Below are 16,500 nucleotides of genomic sequence, written 5' to 3'. Positions count from 1 at the left end.
GGCGGGGGCGAAACCCCGCCGGGTCCTCTCATCCCTATTCGGCCGCGTCTTCGGGCAGATAGAGGCGGCGGCCCTTTTCGTCGTAGAGCCTGCTCATCTCCTCCATGCCCTTCTCCGCCTCCTCGACAGCCTCGGGCGAGGTCGCGGCAAGGAAGCTGTCGGGGTCCGAATTCTGCTTCGCGGCGAAATCGCGCACTTCCTGGCTGATCTTCATCGAGCAGAATTTCGGCCCGCACATCGAGCAGAAATGCGCGGTCTTGGCGCCTTCGGCGGGCAGGGTCTGGTCGTGATATTGCTCGGCCGTGTCGGGGTCGAGGCTGAGGTTGAACTGGTCGCGCCAGCGGAACTCGAACCGCGCCTTGGAAAGCGCATCGTCGCGAACCTGCGCCGCCGGGTGGCCCTTGGCAAGATCCGCCGCGTGGGCGGCGAGCTTGTAGGTCACGACCCCCACCTTTACGTCGTCGCGATCGGGCAGGCCCAGATGCTCCTTGGGCGTGACGTAACAGAGCATCGCGGTGCCGTACCAGCCGATCTGCGCCGCGCCGATGCCGGAGGTGATGTGATCGTATCCCGGCGCAATATCGGTGACGAGCGGACCCAACGTGTAGAACGGCGCCTCGCCGCAGGCGGCGAGCTGCTTTTCCATGTTCTCCTTGATCTTGTGCATGGGAACATGGCCCGGCCCTTCGATCATCACCTGCACGTCCTGTTCCCAGGCGCGCTTGGTCAGTTCGCCCAGAGTGTAGAGTTCGGCGAACTGGGCTTCGTCATTGGCATCCGCGATCGATCCGGGGCGCAGCCCGTCGCCGAGCGAATAGGCGATGTCGTACGCCTTCATGATCTCGGTGATCTCGTCGAAATGCTCGTAGAGGAAGCTTTCCTTGTGATGGGCAAGGCACCATTTCGCCATGATCGAGCCGCCGCGCGACACGATCCCGGTCACGCGCTTCGCCGCCATCGGCACGAAGGGCAGGCGCACGCCCGCATGGATGGTGAAATAGTCGACGCCCTGTTCGGCCTGTTCGATCAGCGTGTCGCGGAAGATTTCCCAGGTCAGGTCCTCGGCGACGCCGCCGACTTTCTCCAGCGCCTGGTAGATCGGCACGGTCCCGATCGGCACGGGCGAGTTCCTGATGATCCATTCGCGGGTGTCGTGGATGTTCCGGCCCGTCGACAGATCCATGATCGTGTCCGCGCCCCAGCGGGTCGCCCAGACCATCTTTTCCACTTCCTGCGCCACGTCCGAGGCCACGGCGGAATTGCCGATATTGGCGTTGATCTTGACGAGGAAATTGCGCCCGATCGCCATCGGTTCGGATTCGGGGTGGTTGATGTTGGACGGGATGATCGCGCGGCCCCGGGCGACTTCGCTGCGAACGAATTCGGGGGTGATGTAATCCGGGATTTCCGCGCCCCAGCTTTCGCCGTCGCGGATCAGGTCCTTGGCGATTTCGCGGCCGAGATTCTCGCGCTCGGCGACATATTCCATCTCGGGCGTGATGATGCCCTGCCTTGCATAATGCATCTGCGAGACATTGCCGCCCGCTTTCGCGCGCAGCGGGCGTTTGACGACATTGGGGAATTGCGCGACGCCGCCCGAACGGTCGGGACCAAGCTGGCCGTTATCCTCGGGCTTGACCTCGCGGCCGTCATATTCCTCGACATCGCCGCGGCCCATGATCCAGTCGCGCCGCAGCGAAGGCAGGCCCGCGTGGATGTCGATATTCGCTTTGGGATCGGTATACGGGCCGGACGTGTCATAGACCCGCACCGGATCCTCGCCCCCTTCGAGCATGATCTCTCGCATGGCGACGCGCACGCCGCTGCCGGTGCGCGCGCCGACATGGATCTTGCGGCTGCCGCGGATCGGGCCGGTGGTGACGCCGATTTCGACGGGTGAATTGATGTCGGCCATGCGAAGCTCTCCTCATGCGCGAAGAGAGCGGTTTCTGGATGCCGACCAGACCACTCCCTCCGCCGATGCTAATCGGTTCAGGTTCGACGGGTCGTGTGGAGCATACCCACACCTCTCAGGCTTTCCGTTCGCCCATCAGCACTCAAGGCGATGATGGTGGAGCTGCCTCCCCGGGGTGATGCGAAAGGTAGAGCCTTTGCTGGCCAGTGTCGAGAGCCAGTGTGCAGCGGCCACTGTGAGGACCTAGCCCGAGATGCACGGGCCGCTCACGACAGCTTTGCACCCGCACGCGGCTGCGCTAGGCAGGAAAGGCGGGCCGAAGGGGAATGCGCCGGTGACGGAAAAGCGGTTTTCGACGGGACCGAAGGCAGGCGATCTTGCGCAGATCGAGGCTTTCGCCGCGCTGAGCGAGACCGCGCTCGCCGCGCTGCGCGATGCGGCGCATCTTGAAAGCGTGAAAGGCGGCGAATTGCTCGTCCGTCACGGCGATGCGGCGGAGACGCTTTATCTCGTCGCCTCCGGGCGGTTTCACGTCCAGCTTCCCGATGGCCGCGTCGTGGCCGAGATCGAGGCGGGCGAGCCGATCGGCGAACTCGCCTTCTTCGCCGGCGGCACGCGCACCGCCGATGTCCGGGCGAGCCGCGACAGCACGGTCTATGCCCTCACCCGCGAGGCCTACCGCAAGGTCTCCGGGCAGCACCGCGAGATCGCCGACACGATTCTCGCCGAGATCGCCCGCCGCCTGGCGCGCACCACCGCCAGTTCCGCCGCCATGCCCGCGCGCCCTGGCCGGGTCGTCGCCCTGCTTCCCGCCGGGGCCACGCGCCTGCCCGAAGGCCTCGCCGAACGGCTCGCCGAAGCGCTCGGGCGCCATGACAGCGTGCGCCTCGTGCGCGAATCCGACTGCCCCGCAGGGCTCGATCCCGGGAGCGAGCGCTTCGGCGACTGGATCGCCGAGCTGGAGGGCAGCGCCGCGCGCATCCTGCTAAGGGCGGGCGAGGCGGAGGACTGGAACCGCGCCGTCGCGCGCAATGCCGACGACCTGATGCTGGTCGCCCCGCTGGCCGAAGGCGGCGGGGCGCTGTCCCCGTTCGAGGAATACGTCCTGCCGCTGTTCCTTGAACACGACCGGATGCTGCTGCTCTGGCGTGAGCGTTCGGCGCAGGAGATCGCGGGTTCGGCGCGCTGGCTCGATCCGCGCGCGGTCAAGCTGCACCATCATGTCGCGCTCGACGATCCTGGCGACATCGCGCGCGTCGCGCGCTTCATGGCGGGCCGCGCCAACGGCATCGTCCTGGCGGGCGGCGGGGCGCTGGGCTGCGCGCATATCGGCGTAATGCAGGCCCTCATCGAAAACGGCGTGCCGATCGATTTCTACGGCGGGACCAGCGCCGGGGCGGCGATGGGCGGCGCGCTCGCACAGGGGCTCACACCGAGCGAGACGCTCGACCAGATGGAGGCGATGTTCATTTCGCGCCGCGCGATGAAGCGGATGACGATTCCCGTCCATTCGCTGCTCGATCCGCGCGTCTTCGATGCGGAATTGCGGGCGCGCTATTCGGAAAAGGACATTGCCGACCTGCCGTTCAACTTCCTCGCCGTCTCGACCAACCTTTCGACCAACAGGGTCCATGTCCATCGCCGCGGCCCCTTGTGGGAGGCAGTGCGCGCGTCCGGTTCGCTGCCGACGATCCTGCCGCCCTTCATCACCGGGGAAGGCGACGTGCTCGTCGATGGCGGCGTGCTCGACAATCTGCCGGTGGAGATCATGCGCGCGGCCAAGGCCGGGCCGAACGTGGTGGTCGCGCTGCGCGCCGATGCCGGGGCGGCGTGGCGGATCGAGGCGCGCTATGGCGACGTGCGCACCCCTGCCCGGCTTGCTCGCGACCTTCTCCTCAGGCGCAGGCCCGAGCGCGCCTTTCCAAGCCTGATCGAGATCATGTCGCGTTCCATGGTGGTGTCTTCGCAGGGTGCGGTCGAAGCCGCGCTTGCAAAGGCCGATGCGCTGGTCGTCCCGCCGATACCGCAGACCATGCAGATCCTCGACTGGCATCTGGGGCGCGAGGTCGCCGAGGCCGCGCGCCGTTTCACCGCCGGGGAGATCGAGCGCCGGGATGATCTTGCCGCGATGAAGGCGCGCTGAGCGGCCTCGGCAGGCCCGGCTAGGACGAAAGGCAGACCCGCATCCCCCGTCGCGCCACAGCAAAGCCCGCAGCATCGACCGCACGGCTCTGGGCGCTGGCGGGATCGCGCAGCGGATTGGTGTGGTTCATGTGGATGAAGCGGACCTTGGCCCGTTCGGCATCGGGCAGGGATGACAGCCGCTCCATGACAGCCTTCGCCCGCGGATGCGGCACCGCGCTCATGTCGCGCTCGCCCAGTTCACCGTCATCCCAGAAGGTCGCGTCGATGAAGGCGTAGTCCACCCCCGCGACGAGCTGCTGGAGGCTGGTCGGGGACTGCGCCTCGAACGTCTCCCAGCTGTCGATGTCGGGCAGGTAGAGCGCGCGCAGGTCCGGCGTCATGATGACGAAGCCGACGGTTTCCGAAAACTCGTCGCGATGGGGCACGCGGATCGGCAGCACGCCGAAATCGTCGGTCAGCACGGTGAAGGCCCCCTCCGCCATTTCGACGAGCGTGATGTTGCCGTTATCGACCAGCTGGCTCCACGGCCCGTTGGCGCGCAGGAAACCCGCCATGCGCGGCATCGCGAAGACCGGCACGCCGCGCGCGCCCGCGGCTTCGGTGCCGAGCCATGCAAGGCCGAAATAATGCCCGATATGCGCGTGGGTAAGGAAGATCCCGTCGATCCCCAGCCCCTGCGCCGGCGGTTCGAGAGAATCGAGCGCGGCAAGCTGCCGGGTGATCGCCGGGGTCGCATCGAACAGGTAGCGTGCCCCTGCCTCGCGGTCGACTAGGGCGAGCGAGGTCGGCAGCAGGGGCTCGCCGGCATCGTTCGCATGGCCGATCTGCGGCGCGCCCGCGTCCTGTCCCGTCCCGAGCACGACGAGTTCGCGCAGGCAGGCCGCCTGCCCGCTCGCGCCGGGTTCCTCCGCCGCCGCGCCGTGCGTCGGCCCGGACAGCGCCAGCGCCATCACCATCGCCAGCGCCAGCGCCAGCGCCGCCGATACGCCCAACCTCGCCCGCATCATCGTCTCCCCCGCCACATTGCGCTTCGAGGCATGAACGTTATGGAGAGGCGCAGCAAGAGAACACCGCAATGAGAGGAGCTCAAGCCCGCATGACCCGCATCACCCGCATCACCCTTTTCGCCGCCGCGCTCACCGCGTCCGTCTCGCTCGCCGCCACGGCAGCCCATGCCCGGCCGATGACGCCGGAGGACGTGGCAAAGATCGAAGCGCTTGGCGCGTTCGCGGTCTCGCCCGACGGCAAGCGCATCGCCTACACCACCGGATCGCGTCCCGACGTCACCGAGGGCGAGGACGATGGCGGCTATCGCGGCGAATTGAAGATCGCGACCGGCCCGGGAGAGGCGCGCGCCTATCTGCCCGCCGATATCAGCCCCGGACAGGTCGCCTTCACTCCCGACGGTTCGATGGTGACCTTCCTCTGGGCAAAGGGCGATGACGACACCGCCGTGTGGGGCGTGCCGGTAGCGGGCGGGACCTATGAAAAGCTTGCCGCGGTGCCGGGGACGGGCGTGCGCTCCTACGAGATCGCGCCCGATGGTTCGACGATCTACATGCTGGCAGGCCCCGGCGAGGACGAACAGCGCACCGCCGAGGCCGAGGGCGGCTTCGACGCGAAGGTCTACGAGGAGGAATTCCGGCCCGCACGCATGTTCGCAGCCCAGCTGGGCGGAGGCCTCGACGAGGCCCCGCGCGAGATCGCCCTGCCCGGCTTTGTCAGCGCTTTCGACGTGTCGCCCGACGGCACGCGCGCTCTCGTCCAGACCGCGCCGACGCCGCTGGTCGACGACAGCTACACCAAGATGCGCGTCAATCTCATCGACCTCGCCAGCGGCGATGTGACTGCAATCGTCGAAACGCCGGGCAAGATCGGCGATGTCGAATGGGCGGGAGACGGTTCGCAATTGTCGCTCATCGCCGGCGTCGACATGAACGATCCGGCGGCGACGACGCTGCATCTCGTCGATGCTTCCTCCGGGACCTACCGCGCGCTCAATGCGGGCGCGGCCGAAGCGGCGGTGGATGCCGAATGGCTCGAAAGCGGGCGGCTCGCCGCGGTCATCCATGTCGGGACCGAGGCGCGATTGAGGCTTTACGATGCCGATGGCAGCGTCGCGCAGGAATACGATCCGGGCGAACTCATCCTCACCCGGATCGAGGCGGCGGGCGGCACATTGGCGGTCGCCGCCGACACGCCACGCCACCCCAGCGAGCTGTTCGTGTGGAAGGACGGCGCCTTCGAACGCTGGACGACGCACAATCCGTGGCTTGCCGAAATCGACTTCGGCACGCAGCGCACCTACACCTACACCGCAGCCGACGGGCAGGAAATCGAAGGCGTGCTGATCGAGCCGGTCGGCGGGGCGCCGGCGGGCGGCGCGCCGACGATCATGAACATTCACGGCGGGCCCGAGGCGCATGAAAGCAATGGCTGGCAGACCGCCTATTCCAAGCCTGGACAGGTCGCGGCGGGACAGGGCTATGCCGTGTTCCTGCCCAATTATCGCGGCTCGACCGGATACGGCGTCGCCTTTGCCAAGCAGCACCAGGGTAATTACACCGACCCCGAATTCCGCGACATCGTCGATGCGAAACGCGCACTGGTCGCCGAAGGCATCGCTGATCCCGACCGCACCGGGATCACCGGCGGTTCCTATGGCGGCTATGCGTCAGGCTGGGGCGCGACCTATTATTCCGACGAATTCGCCGCGAGCGTGATGTTCGTCGGCATCTCCAACCAGGTGTCGAAGTTCGGCACGGGCGACATCCCTTACGAGATGTACAACGTCCACTCGCGCGCCTGGCCGTGGGACGACTGGCTCGGCATGCTCGAAGTCTCGCCGGTCTATCATGTCGACAAGGCGAACACGCCGATCCTCATCATGCACGGCGAAGAGGACACGCGGGTCAATCCGGGCCAGAGCCTTGAGCTTTATCGCAGCCTCAAGGTGAGGAAACCCGAGGTTCCCGTGCGCCTCGTCTTCTACCCGGGCGAAGGCCACGGCAATCAGGGCGCTGCGGCGCGGTACGACTACAATCTGCGGATGATGCGCTGGTTCGACACCTATCTGAAGACCGGCGACCGCCGCGCGCCGCTGCCCGATCCGCGCCCGCAGCTGGCCGAAGGAGCTGCCGGGGCCTAGGTGACTTCCGAATAGGAAAAAGGCCCGCTATCCCGGGCTGACGGGACCCGGCCCGTGCGCAGCACGGCCGGGCCCCCTCACCCGATAACCCCGGAGCCTTCCCGCGATGATTCCTGCCCGCACCCCGCTTGCCCTGCTGGCCGCAGCCCTGCTTCTTGCGGGAAGCGCGTTCGTCGGCCCGGCCGCACTTCATGCGGCACAGGAAACGGGTGCCCATTCCCGGCTGGTCGCGACGATCGCGTCGGACACCATGCGCGACCGGTTGTTCGAAAGGCAGCTCGAAATCGGGTTCCGGGGCCCGCTCGAACAGGACCCCGAGCTTGCCGAAATCGAGATGGAATGCCCCGGCTTCGCCGACGCGCTGGTTGCGGGGCTTACCCCGACCCTGCGCCGCAGCCACGATGTCGATTACGACTGGTTCAGGGACCGCCTGACCGCCCTGTTCGAAAGCGGCATGAGCGAGGACGAAGCTGCGGACGCGGCGGACTTCTTCTCGGGCGAGACCGGTCAGCGCCTCCTGCTCACCATAGCCACGCAGCAATCGGGCACGAATGCCCTGCGCGACATCATGGCCGATGACGACATGACCATCTCGCCACAATCGATGGACAAGGACCGGGCCGACACCGTCCAGCGCGTGCAGGAGGCGATCGGCAAGGAAGAGATGGATGCCATCATTTCCGAACTGGCGCTTGCCGGCTGGTTCCCCGCCTTCGAAGCGCTGCAGCCGCGCATGAGCGCGCTCAATCTCGAACTGGCGAACCTCGACTACACGCCGGAAGAATACGCCGAGATCGATCGCCTGACGGCTGAGATCGCCGAGGCGCATTTCACGCGCTGCGACGCGGCCGACCCTGTCTCCGGACAGGAATAGGGCAGCCCCGGCCCCGGTGACGCCACGGGGCCGGACGTTCGCCCGATCCCCAGAGCGGCAGGATCACGGTCCCCGCGAAGGCACGGTTCAGAAGGTATAACCCACGCCGATCCCGCCGAGGAACTGGTTCGGATCGCCCCGCAGCGAGGTGTAGGGCGTGTCCTCGCCATCGCCGAACAGGCGCGAATAGCCGAACACGCCGTAAATGCTGAATCCCCCGTCAAGCGAATTGCCGCTGAGATCGTAATTCACGATCGCGGTCAGCCCGGCACTGTTGAGCCCGCCATCGGCGCGGAATTGCGGCAGGCCGCTGGCGGCGGCCTGATCGGGGCTGACGGAATAGTAATAGTCGGCGAAACTGTCGTCGACGAATTGCAGGCCCGCCTGCAGGTTGATGACGGTCGCCCGGCCGAGCGGCGTGGTGTAGCCGATATTCGGCTCGATCAGCATCCCGTCATGCGCGCCGAGAATGTCCCAGCGCACCTGCGTCGAAAGGGTCAGGTTGTCGAAACGGTTGAGAACGCGCGGAAAGTTCACCCCCGCATTGGCGCCGACTTCGGCCGCGACATCGAGCTTGCCCGCCGCTTCGACGACCTCGTCCGAAATCCGCGCATTGCGATCGTTGCGGATGCGGAAGGCCGGCCCGAACTGGAAGGTGGTCCCGCCCGGCTGGCCCGGGACCGTGCGCTGCGAAAGCAAATTGAGCGTGATGCCCGGCCCGTTGGGCGTAAGACCGATCCCGCCCAGCCGACCGACGACCAGCGGCAGCGGAAAGGCGATGTAATCGTCCGAACCGGCATAGCTCGGCACCATCCCGACGCCCACGCCCAGCGTCACCCAATTGTTGTCGAAGACCGGTTTCATGCCCTGCATCCCGGTGGGCATCCGGTCCTGCCCGGGGCCCTGCTGCTGACCCTGCGGTTGACCCTGCTGCTGGCCCTGATCCTGGGACCCCTGCGGTTCCTTCGCGCTCCCTTCGCGGCCCTCCGCGAGGTCGAAGGCGTCATGTGCGCTCGCCGAAATCAGCACGGGGCTCGCCGCGACGGGCTCTGCGGCAAGCGCCGGGGCCTCGCGCGTTTCGGCAGCGGTGGAGGTCTTCGCCCCGGCCGGCACGGCGAGGGCGGCGACGAGCGCGAGCGTGCTGGAAAGCGGCGGGAATACGGATCTGGGGGACTTCACGGATAGGACTCCTCGTGGGAAATCGGGGAAAAAGGGGGCGGGGCGCATGGGCCGGTGCCCGCCTTGCAAGGCGGGACTTTCAAAAAGATCCTGTCGGTTCGGCCCTGCCGTGCTGCAAGACCCTGTTCAAGCGGGGCGGTTCTTGGCAATGGTATATCGTGAGTTCGCAAACCCCCGCCTAAGTCATGCAATTCCCGCAATCAATCCGTATCGCGACGACCCGTTCCGCCGCATCGCACCCGCCGCCCTCGCCGCGCGCGGCGCGTGCGTGCGCATTGCTCCCCTCGCCGCCGTGCCCTAGGGCTCAAGAGGCATGAGCGACTCATCCCCTTCCCCCTCCCCCGATCCGATGCAGCCTTCGGGCACCGCCCCGCGCGATGTCGTGCCGCGCGATGTCGTCATCGTCGGCGGCGGGCTTGCCGGGGGCCTCATCGCCCTTGCGCTCACGCGCATGGCGCCTGCCACGAGCTTCACCCTGGTCGAGGCGGGCAAGGTGCTGGGCGGCAATCACCGCTGGAGCTGGTTCGAGACCGATCTCGCCCCGCAAAGCGCGGGATTACTGAACGAATTCCCGTTGAAAAGCTGGGACGAGGGCTATGACATCGCCTTTCCGGGCTATGGCCGGACGCTCGGCACATCCTACCGTTCGCTCGGCTCGGAGGATTTCCACGCCCATCTCGCCGAAGTCCTGCCCGAAGGCAGCGTGATGCTGGGCAAGCGGGTCGCGCAGCTCGACGCGGGCGGCGTGACGCTCGGCGACGGCACGCGCATTGCGGCGAGGCGCGTGATCGACTGTCGCACCTTCAAGCCTTCGGACAAGCTCGCGGGCGGCTGGCAGGTCTTTCTCGGCCATCATATCCGCTGCCACGAACCGCACGGGCTGACCCGGCCCGTCATCATGGACGCGACCGTCGACCAGTGCGCGCCGCATGGCAACGGGGCGGCCTATCGCTTCGTCTATGTCCTGCCATTGAGCGAGGACGAGGTTTTCGTCGAGGACACCTATTACGCCGACCACCCGCGCATGGACCGCGAACAGCTTGCCGGGCGCACCCGCGCCTATGCCCGCGAAAAGGGCTGGCGGGGCGAGGTCATCGGCAGCGAGACCGGCATCCTGCCGGTCATATCGGGCGGCGATTTCGAGCGCGTGATCGAGGATCTGCGCATTCCGGGCGTCGCCATCGCCGGATCGCGCGGCGGGTTTTCGCACCCGCTGACGAGCTACACCCTCCCCTTCGCCGCCGCCAATGCGCGCGACATCGCGCTGCTGCTCGCCGAAAGTCCGGACACCAGCGCCGAGGATCTCGCCTTCTTCTGCGAGGAGCGGGCGCGCCGCCACTGGCGCGAGACGAGCTTCTACCGGATGCTCTCGCGCATGCTGTTCGAAGCCGCCGATCCCGAACGGCGCGTGCAGGTGTTCGAACATTTCTACGGCCTGTCGGGCGATCTCGTCGAACGCTTCTATGCCGGGCAATCAACCTGGCCCGACCGGCTGCGCATCCTCAGCGGCAAGCCGCCCGTAGCTATAAGCCGCGCCATCGCTGCGATGGTTTCCCGCGGAAAGCCTTTCAAGATGGAGAAAACGGCATGAACGCCGAAGCCCCGATCGCACCGAAATCCCCCGCCGGCACCGGGATCGACCCTGCCATGGCCGAACGTTATGCGGGCAAGAAAGCCTGCGTGATCGGGGCCGGTTTCGGCGGCATGGCGCTCGCCATCCGCCTGCAGTCGCACGGCATCGAGACCACCGTGGTCGAAGCCCGCGACAAGCCGGGCGGGCGCGCCTATTTCTGGGAAAAGGACGGCTTCACCTTCGATGCCGGGCCGACCGTCATCACCGACCCGCCCTGCCTCGAGGAATTGTGGCAGCTGACCGGCCATGACATCTCCGAGGATGTCGAGCTGATGAAGGTGATGCCGTTCTACCGCCTCAACTGGCCCGACGGGACCAATTTCGAATATTCGAACGACGAGGAACAGCTCAACGCCGAGATCGCCAAGCTCGAACCCGACGATGTCGTCGGCTACCAGCGGTTCCTCGAATATTCCCAGCGGGTCTACGAGGAAGGCTATCTGAAACTCGGGACCAAGCCGTTCCTCGATTTCAAGACCATGCTGAAAGCCGCGCCCGCGCTTGTCCGCGAACAGGCCTGGCGCAGCGTCTATTCGATGGTGTCGAGCTACATCAAGAACGAGAAACTGCGCGAGGCGTTCAGCTTTCACTCGCTCCTCGTCGGCGGCAACCCGATGAAGACATCGAGCATCTACGCGCTCATCCACAAGCTCGAGAAGGATGGCGGCGTTTGGTGGGCGCGCGGCGGGACCAATCGCCTGATCGCGGGCATGGTGCGCCATTTCGAACGGCTCGGCGGCACGATGCGGGTCGGCGATCCGGTGGTGCAGGTCCACACGATCGGCACCCGCGCGTCCGAGGTCGAAACGAAGTCGGGCTGGAAGGAACGCTTCGACGCGGTCGCTTCCAATGCGGACATCATGCATTCCTACAAGGACCTGCTGTCGGGTTCGCAGCGCGGGCAGAAGATCGCGAAATCGCTCGGCCGCAAGAGCTTCTCGCCCAGCCTCTTCGTGGTCCATTTCGGGCTCGAGGGAACGTGGCCCGGCATCGCGCACCACATGATCCTGTTCGCCAACCGCTACAAGGGCCTGCTCGACGACATCTATTCGAACGGCGTACTGCCGGAGGATTTCGCGATCTACCTCCACCACCCGACCGTCACCGATCCGTCCATGGCGCCGGAAGGCATGAGCACGTTCTACGCGCTCGTCCCCGTCGCCCACATGGGCAAGATGCCGGTCGATTGGGACGAGGTCGGCCCGAAGCTGGAGAAGATGATCCTCGACGAACTCGAACGCCGCCTGATCCCCGACATCCACAGCCGGATTGTCACCAAGTTCAGCTACGCGCCCAAGGATTTCAAGCAGGACCTGTCCGCCCACATGGGCAGCGCCTTCAGCCTCGAGCCGGTCCTGTGGCAGAGCGCCTATCTGCGCGGCCACAACCGCGACGACGTGATCGAGAACTTCTACCTCGTCGGCGCGGGCACGCATCCGGGCGCTGGCATCCCCGGCGTGGTCGGCAGCGCCAAGGCGACCGCGGGCATTGTGCTGGAGGATTTGGCCGCTAAAGCGACCGCATGAATGGAATGAAACGGTCCATGCGAAGGCTCGCGGTCTATTGCGGCTCCGCCAGCCCGGCCGATCCGCGCTATGTCGAACTTGCCGAGGATGTCGGCGCCGCCCTTGCCCAGCGCGGAATCGGTGTCGTCTATGGCGGCGGTCGGCTCGGCCTGATGGGCGCGGTGGCGAAAGGCGCCAAGGCGGCCGGAGGCGAGGTCATCGGCATCATCCCGGAAAGCCTCGTCAAGGCCGAGGTCGCGAACCACGATTGCGACGAGTTGATCGCGGTCTCCGGCATGCACGAGCGCAAGCAGAAATTCACCGACCTCTCCGACGGTTTCGTGACGCTGCCGGGAGGCGTCGGCACGATGGACGAATTGTGGGAAGCGATGAGCTGGGCACAATTGGGCTATCACTCCGACCCGGTCGGCCTGCTCAATGCCTACGGCTTCTACGACCACCTCATCGCCTTCAACACGCACATGGCCAAGGTCGGCTTCGTGCGGAGTGCGCACCAGAACATCCTCATCCATGCGACGCGCCTGCCCGACCTCCTCGAGAAGATGCAGGCCTATGAACCGCACACCCCGATCTTCCGCATGAAGGCCGAGGACCTCTAGGGGGAGCGGGCGCGCGATGGGGGTCGAACCATCCTTCGAACCGACGCGCCGGGAACGGCTGGTCGAACACGCGCGCCTGACGATCAAGCACGGATCGCACAGCTTTTCCGCCGCCTCGCGCCTGTTCGATCGTGACACGCGCGAACGGGCGTGGCTGCTCTATGCCTGGTGCCGGCGCTGCGACGACATCGCCGACAACCAGGTGATGGGCGGCGAGCTGGGCGACCAGTCGGATCTCGCCACGCGGCTCGCCCATATCCGCCGCCTGACCGCGAAAGCCTTCGCCGGGCAACCGACTGGCGACCCTGCCTTCGATGCGCTGGGCGTGGTGGCGAAGGAATGCGGGCTGACGCCGGCCATGGCCGAGGACGTGATCGCCGGATTCCAGCTCGATGCCGAGGACTGGCGCCCCCGGAGCGAGGCGGACATGATGCGCTATTGCTACCACGTGGCGGGCGCGGTCGGCGTGATGATGGCGGTCGTCATGGGCGTGGACCCTGCGGACACCGACACGCTCGACCGGGCGAACGATCTCGGCCTTGCCTTCCAGCTTTCCAACATCGCGCGCGACATCGTCGAGGACGACGCGGCGGGGCGGTGTTACCTGCCCGTCGAATGGCTGGTCGAGCAGGATATCGAACCCGGCCAGCACACCAAGCCGCATCACAGGAAAGAACTCGCCGCCATGGCCGCGCGGCTCGTCGCGCTGGTCGAAAAGCACGAGGCCGCAGCGCGCGTCGGGGCGGAACGCCTGCCCTTCCGCAGCCGCTGGGCGGTGCTGTCCGCCGCGCGCATCTATGGTGCGATCGGGCGCAAGGTGAGGAAGCGCGGGAAGGACGCGTGGAACAGCCGCACCTACGTGCCGCGCTGGGAAAAGGCGGTTTACGGCGCGCGCGCGTTCCTGTCGGCAGCGATCAACCGCGAGAAACACCCGGACGGGCCGATCACGTGGGGGATCGCGGATTTCCGGCCCGATCCGGCTTGAAGCGCGGGGGGCGGTGGCGTAGCGCTGTCGCCATGAGAGGAACCCGCTTACTGGCCGCCACGCTGATCGCGTTCGCCGCCGCGCCGCTCGCCGCCCAGCCCGCTGGAGACGCGCGGGCCGCAGTCACCGCAGAGGTCACTGCCGAAATCACTGCCAAGGTCATTGGCGCCGTCGACGCGTTCTTCGAGGCGCTACGCAATCCCGACAAGACCGCGCTCGCCCGGAGGATGGACCCGCGCGGCACGATCTTCATCCACGACCGCCGCGATCCGGCCGCCCCACGCATCGTCACGCGCGCCGCCGCCGATCATCTCGCGGGATGGGAAAAGAGCCCGCCCGGCACCGACGAATACATGCGTTACGACACCGTGCTGGTCGACGGGGACATGGCTCAGGTCTGGGGTCCCTATGTCTTCCTCGTCGACGGCCAGCCGACCCATTGCGGGATCAATTCGATGAGCCTCGCACGGCTCGCCGAGGGCTGGCGCGTGACCAACACGACCTTCACCATGAGCGCGCTCGACGAGTGCGAGGCGCTCGGCGCACCCGAGGTGCCGGCGAAATGATAACCAAGCTCCTCATCGCGAACCGAGGCGAGATCGCCTGCCGCATCATCCGCACCGCGCGCGCCATGGGCGTGGCGACGGTCGCGGTCTATTCCGACGCAGATGCGAAGGCGCTGCACGTGCGCTCTGCCGACGAGGCCGTGCATATCGGCCCATCGCCCGCGGCCGAGAGCTATCTCGTCGGCGACAAGATCATCGCCGCTGCGAAGGAGACAGGCGCAGAGGCGGTGCATCCCGGCTACGGTTTTCTTTCGGAGAACGCCGCGTTTGCGCAGGCGGTGATCGACGCAGGCCTGATCTGGGTCGGGCCGAAGCCCTCAAGCATCGAGGCGATGGGGCTTAAGGACGCCGCCAAGAAGCTGATGCGAGAGGCGGGCGTGCCGGTCACTCCCGGCTACGAGGGAGAGGACCAGTCGGTCGAGCGGTTGTCGAAAGAGGCGGAGGCCATCGGCTATCCGGTGCTAATCAAGGCGGTCGCGGGCGGCGGCGGCAAGGGGATGCGCAAGGTCGATGCCCCGGCTGACTTCGCCGCCGCGCTCGAATCCTGCCGCCGCGAGGCCAAGGCCAGCTTCGGCAATGATGAAGTGCTGCTGGAGAAGTGGATCACCTCGCCCCGCCATATCGAGGTGCAGGTGTTCGGCGATGCCCACGGCAACGTCGTCCACATGTTCGAGCGCGACTGTAGCTTGCAGCGCCGCCACCAGAAAGTGATCGAGGAAGCCCCCGCCCCCGGCATGGACGAGAGCACCCGCGAAGCGATCTGCGCCGCCGCCGTGCGCGCCGCCAAGGCGGTCGATTACGAGGGCGCAGGCACGATCGAATTCATCGCCGATGCCAGCGAGGGGCTGAGGGCGGACCGCATCTTCTTCATGGAGATGAACACGCGGCTTCAGGTCGAACATCCCGTCACCGAGGAGATCACGGGGGTCGATCTGGTCGAATGGCAGCTGCGCGTCGCAAGCGGCGAGCCGCTGCCGCTGGCGCAGGACGAGCTGTCGATCAACGGCCACGCGATTGAAGCGCGGCTCTATGCGGAAGATCCGGCGAAGGGATTTTTGCCGAGTACGGGGCGGCTCGAAATGTTCTCCATCGATGACGGCTACACCCGGATCGAGACGGGCGTCGAACAGGATGACGAGATCTCGCCCTTCTACGACCCGATGATCGCGAAGCTTGTCGTGCACGGCGAGGACCGCGAGGCGGCCATCTGGCGGCTCGAGGATTGCATCGAGGAATTGCTGGTCTATCCGGTCAAGACCAATGCGCCCTTCCTGCTGCGCGCGCTTACTTCGGACGAGTTCGAGAGCGCGGCGCTCGATACCGGCCTCATCGCTCGCAATCCGGAATGGAGCGAAGCGGTGGAATTGTCGCAAGCCGCGCTCGATCAGGCAGCGATTCCGTTCCTTGCCCGCAACGCCGGGCAGCGCGGACCTGCGTTGACCGGCTACCGCCTCAACGCGGCACCCCAGATGGAGGTCGCGATGATGCTGGGCGATGCGGTCGCCAAGGGCGACGCCTCGCGCCCCTTCGACGGTGTCCTCCAGTTCGACGATGGCGAGACGGTCTGGGTCAACCTGCTCGGCGAAACCTTCGCCCTTGCGCCCTTTGCCAGCCGGGGCAGCGGCGCAGCCTCCGCCGCCGACGGGGCGATCATTGCGCCGATGCCGGGCAAGGTCATCGCGCTCGATGTCGCCGAGGGCGAGGCCGTCACCGCCGGGCAGCGGCTGATGGTGCTCGAGGCGATGAAGATGGAACACGCCCTCACCGCGCCCTTCGACGGGACCGTCACGGCCCTCGAAGCGAGCGTCGGCGGGCAGGTGCAGGTCGAGGCGGTGTTGTGCGTGGTGGAGCCTGAAGCGTGAGGGTAGCTGCTCCGCACCAAACGGTTGCGCAGCAACCGCAAGGGCGCCCATATTCGTTGGCGCCCGCC

The 16,500-nt window shown here is 66.7% G+C and carries 12 protein-coding genes; 9 read left to right on the top strand and 3 right to left on the bottom strand.

Annotated elements, in window-relative coordinates:
* Positions 1-34: 34 nt before the first annotated feature.
* On the bottom strand, positions 35-1,915 hold the full coding sequence (thiC, locus tag Ga0102493_RS03605) for a phosphomethylpyrimidine synthase ThiC (RefSeq protein WP_034906197.1): 1,881 nt from the start codon (positions 1,913-1,915) through the stop codon (positions 35-37).
* Positions 1,916-2,249: 334 nt separating this feature from the next.
* Here thiC and Ga0102493_RS03600 point away from each other — a divergent pair, with 334 nt between their 5' ends.
* On the top strand, positions 2,250-4,058 hold the full coding sequence (locus tag Ga0102493_RS03600; protein ID WP_034906199.1) for a patatin-like phospholipase family protein: 1,809 nt from the start codon (positions 2,250-2,252) through the stop codon (positions 4,056-4,058).
* Positions 4,059-4,077: 19 nt separating this feature from the next.
* On the opposite strand, the gene Ga0102493_RS03595 is transcribed toward Ga0102493_RS03600, so the two are convergent.
* The gene (locus Ga0102493_RS03595; RefSeq protein WP_236922287.1) at positions 4,078-5,067 is read right to left on the bottom strand and encodes an MBL fold metallo-hydrolase; all 990 of its coding nucleotides are present in this window, start codon (positions 5,065-5,067) and stop codon (positions 4,078-4,080) included.
* Positions 5,068-5,156: 89 nt separating this feature from the next.
* Here Ga0102493_RS03595 and Ga0102493_RS03590 point away from each other — a divergent pair, with 89 nt between their 5' ends.
* Both Ga0102493_RS03590 and Ga0102493_RS03585 read left to right on the top strand, forming a co-directional pair.
* Positions 5,157-7,208, top strand: coding sequence for an alpha/beta hydrolase family protein (locus Ga0102493_RS03590; protein WP_169739065.1), 2,052 nt, complete (start codon positions 5,157-5,159; stop codon positions 7,206-7,208).
* 106 nt (positions 7,209-7,314) lie between these two features.
* Positions 7,315-8,082 carry a hypothetical protein gene (locus tag Ga0102493_RS03585; RefSeq protein ID WP_034906203.1) on the top strand — a complete coding sequence of 256 codons (768 nt, stop codon included), beginning with the start codon at positions 7,315-7,317 and terminating at the stop codon, positions 8,080-8,082.
* Between the two features lie 87 nt (positions 8,083-8,169).
* On the opposite strand, the gene Ga0102493_RS03580 is transcribed toward Ga0102493_RS03585, so the two are convergent.
* Positions 8,170-9,261, bottom strand: a complete 1,092-nt coding sequence (locus Ga0102493_RS03580) for a MipA/OmpV family protein (RefSeq protein WP_051698383.1) — start codon at positions 9,259-9,261, stop codon at positions 8,170-8,172.
* A gap of 313 nt (positions 9,262-9,574) precedes the next feature.
* On the opposite strand from Ga0102493_RS03580, the gene crtY reads away from it, so the two are divergent.
* Genes crtY through Ga0102493_RS03550 form a run of 6 tightly spaced genes read left to right on the top strand, consistent with a single transcriptional unit; the run spans position 9,575 to position 16,432 of the window.
* A complete protein-coding gene (gene crtY, locus Ga0102493_RS03575; protein ID WP_081845767.1) occupies positions 9,575-10,852 on the top strand; it encodes a lycopene beta-cyclase CrtY in 1,278 nt (425 codons plus the stop codon).
* Positions 10,853-10,908: 56 nt separating this feature from the next.
* Positions 10,909-12,420, top strand: a complete 1,512-nt coding sequence (locus tag Ga0102493_RS03570; RefSeq protein ID WP_034906419.1) for a phytoene desaturase — start codon at positions 10,909-10,911, stop codon at positions 12,418-12,420.
* Positions 12,421-12,437: 17 nt separating this feature from the next.
* Positions 12,438-13,019: an LOG family protein gene (locus Ga0102493_RS03565; RefSeq protein ID WP_034906422.1), complete on the top strand. Its 582-nt coding sequence runs from the start codon at positions 12,438-12,440 to the stop codon at positions 13,017-13,019.
* Positions 13,020-13,035: 16 nt separating this feature from the next.
* Positions 13,036-14,004, top strand: coding sequence for a phytoene/squalene synthase family protein (locus Ga0102493_RS03560; RefSeq protein WP_034906205.1), 969 nt, complete (start codon positions 13,036-13,038; stop codon positions 14,002-14,004).
* A 32-nt stretch (positions 14,005-14,036) separates the two neighbouring features.
* Entirely contained in the window at positions 14,037-14,570 is a 534-nt protein-coding gene (locus Ga0102493_RS03555; protein WP_034906208.1) for a hypothetical protein, read from the top strand.
* Positions 14,567-16,432, top strand: a complete 1,866-nt coding sequence (locus Ga0102493_RS03550; protein ID WP_034906424.1) for an acetyl/propionyl/methylcrotonyl-CoA carboxylase subunit alpha — start codon at positions 14,567-14,569, stop codon at positions 16,430-16,432. The genes Ga0102493_RS03555 and Ga0102493_RS03550 overlap by 4 nt, the downstream gene beginning before the upstream one ends.
* The last annotated feature ends 68 nt before the right edge of the window (positions 16,433-16,500 follow it).

This window comes from Erythrobacter litoralis (assembly GCF_001719165.1).
GTDB lineage: Bacteria > Pseudomonadota > Alphaproteobacteria > Sphingomonadales > Sphingomonadaceae > Erythrobacter > Erythrobacter litoralis.
The sequence above is the reverse complement of the archived record's forward strand: the minus strand, read 5'-3'. Positions and strand labels throughout refer to the sequence as shown.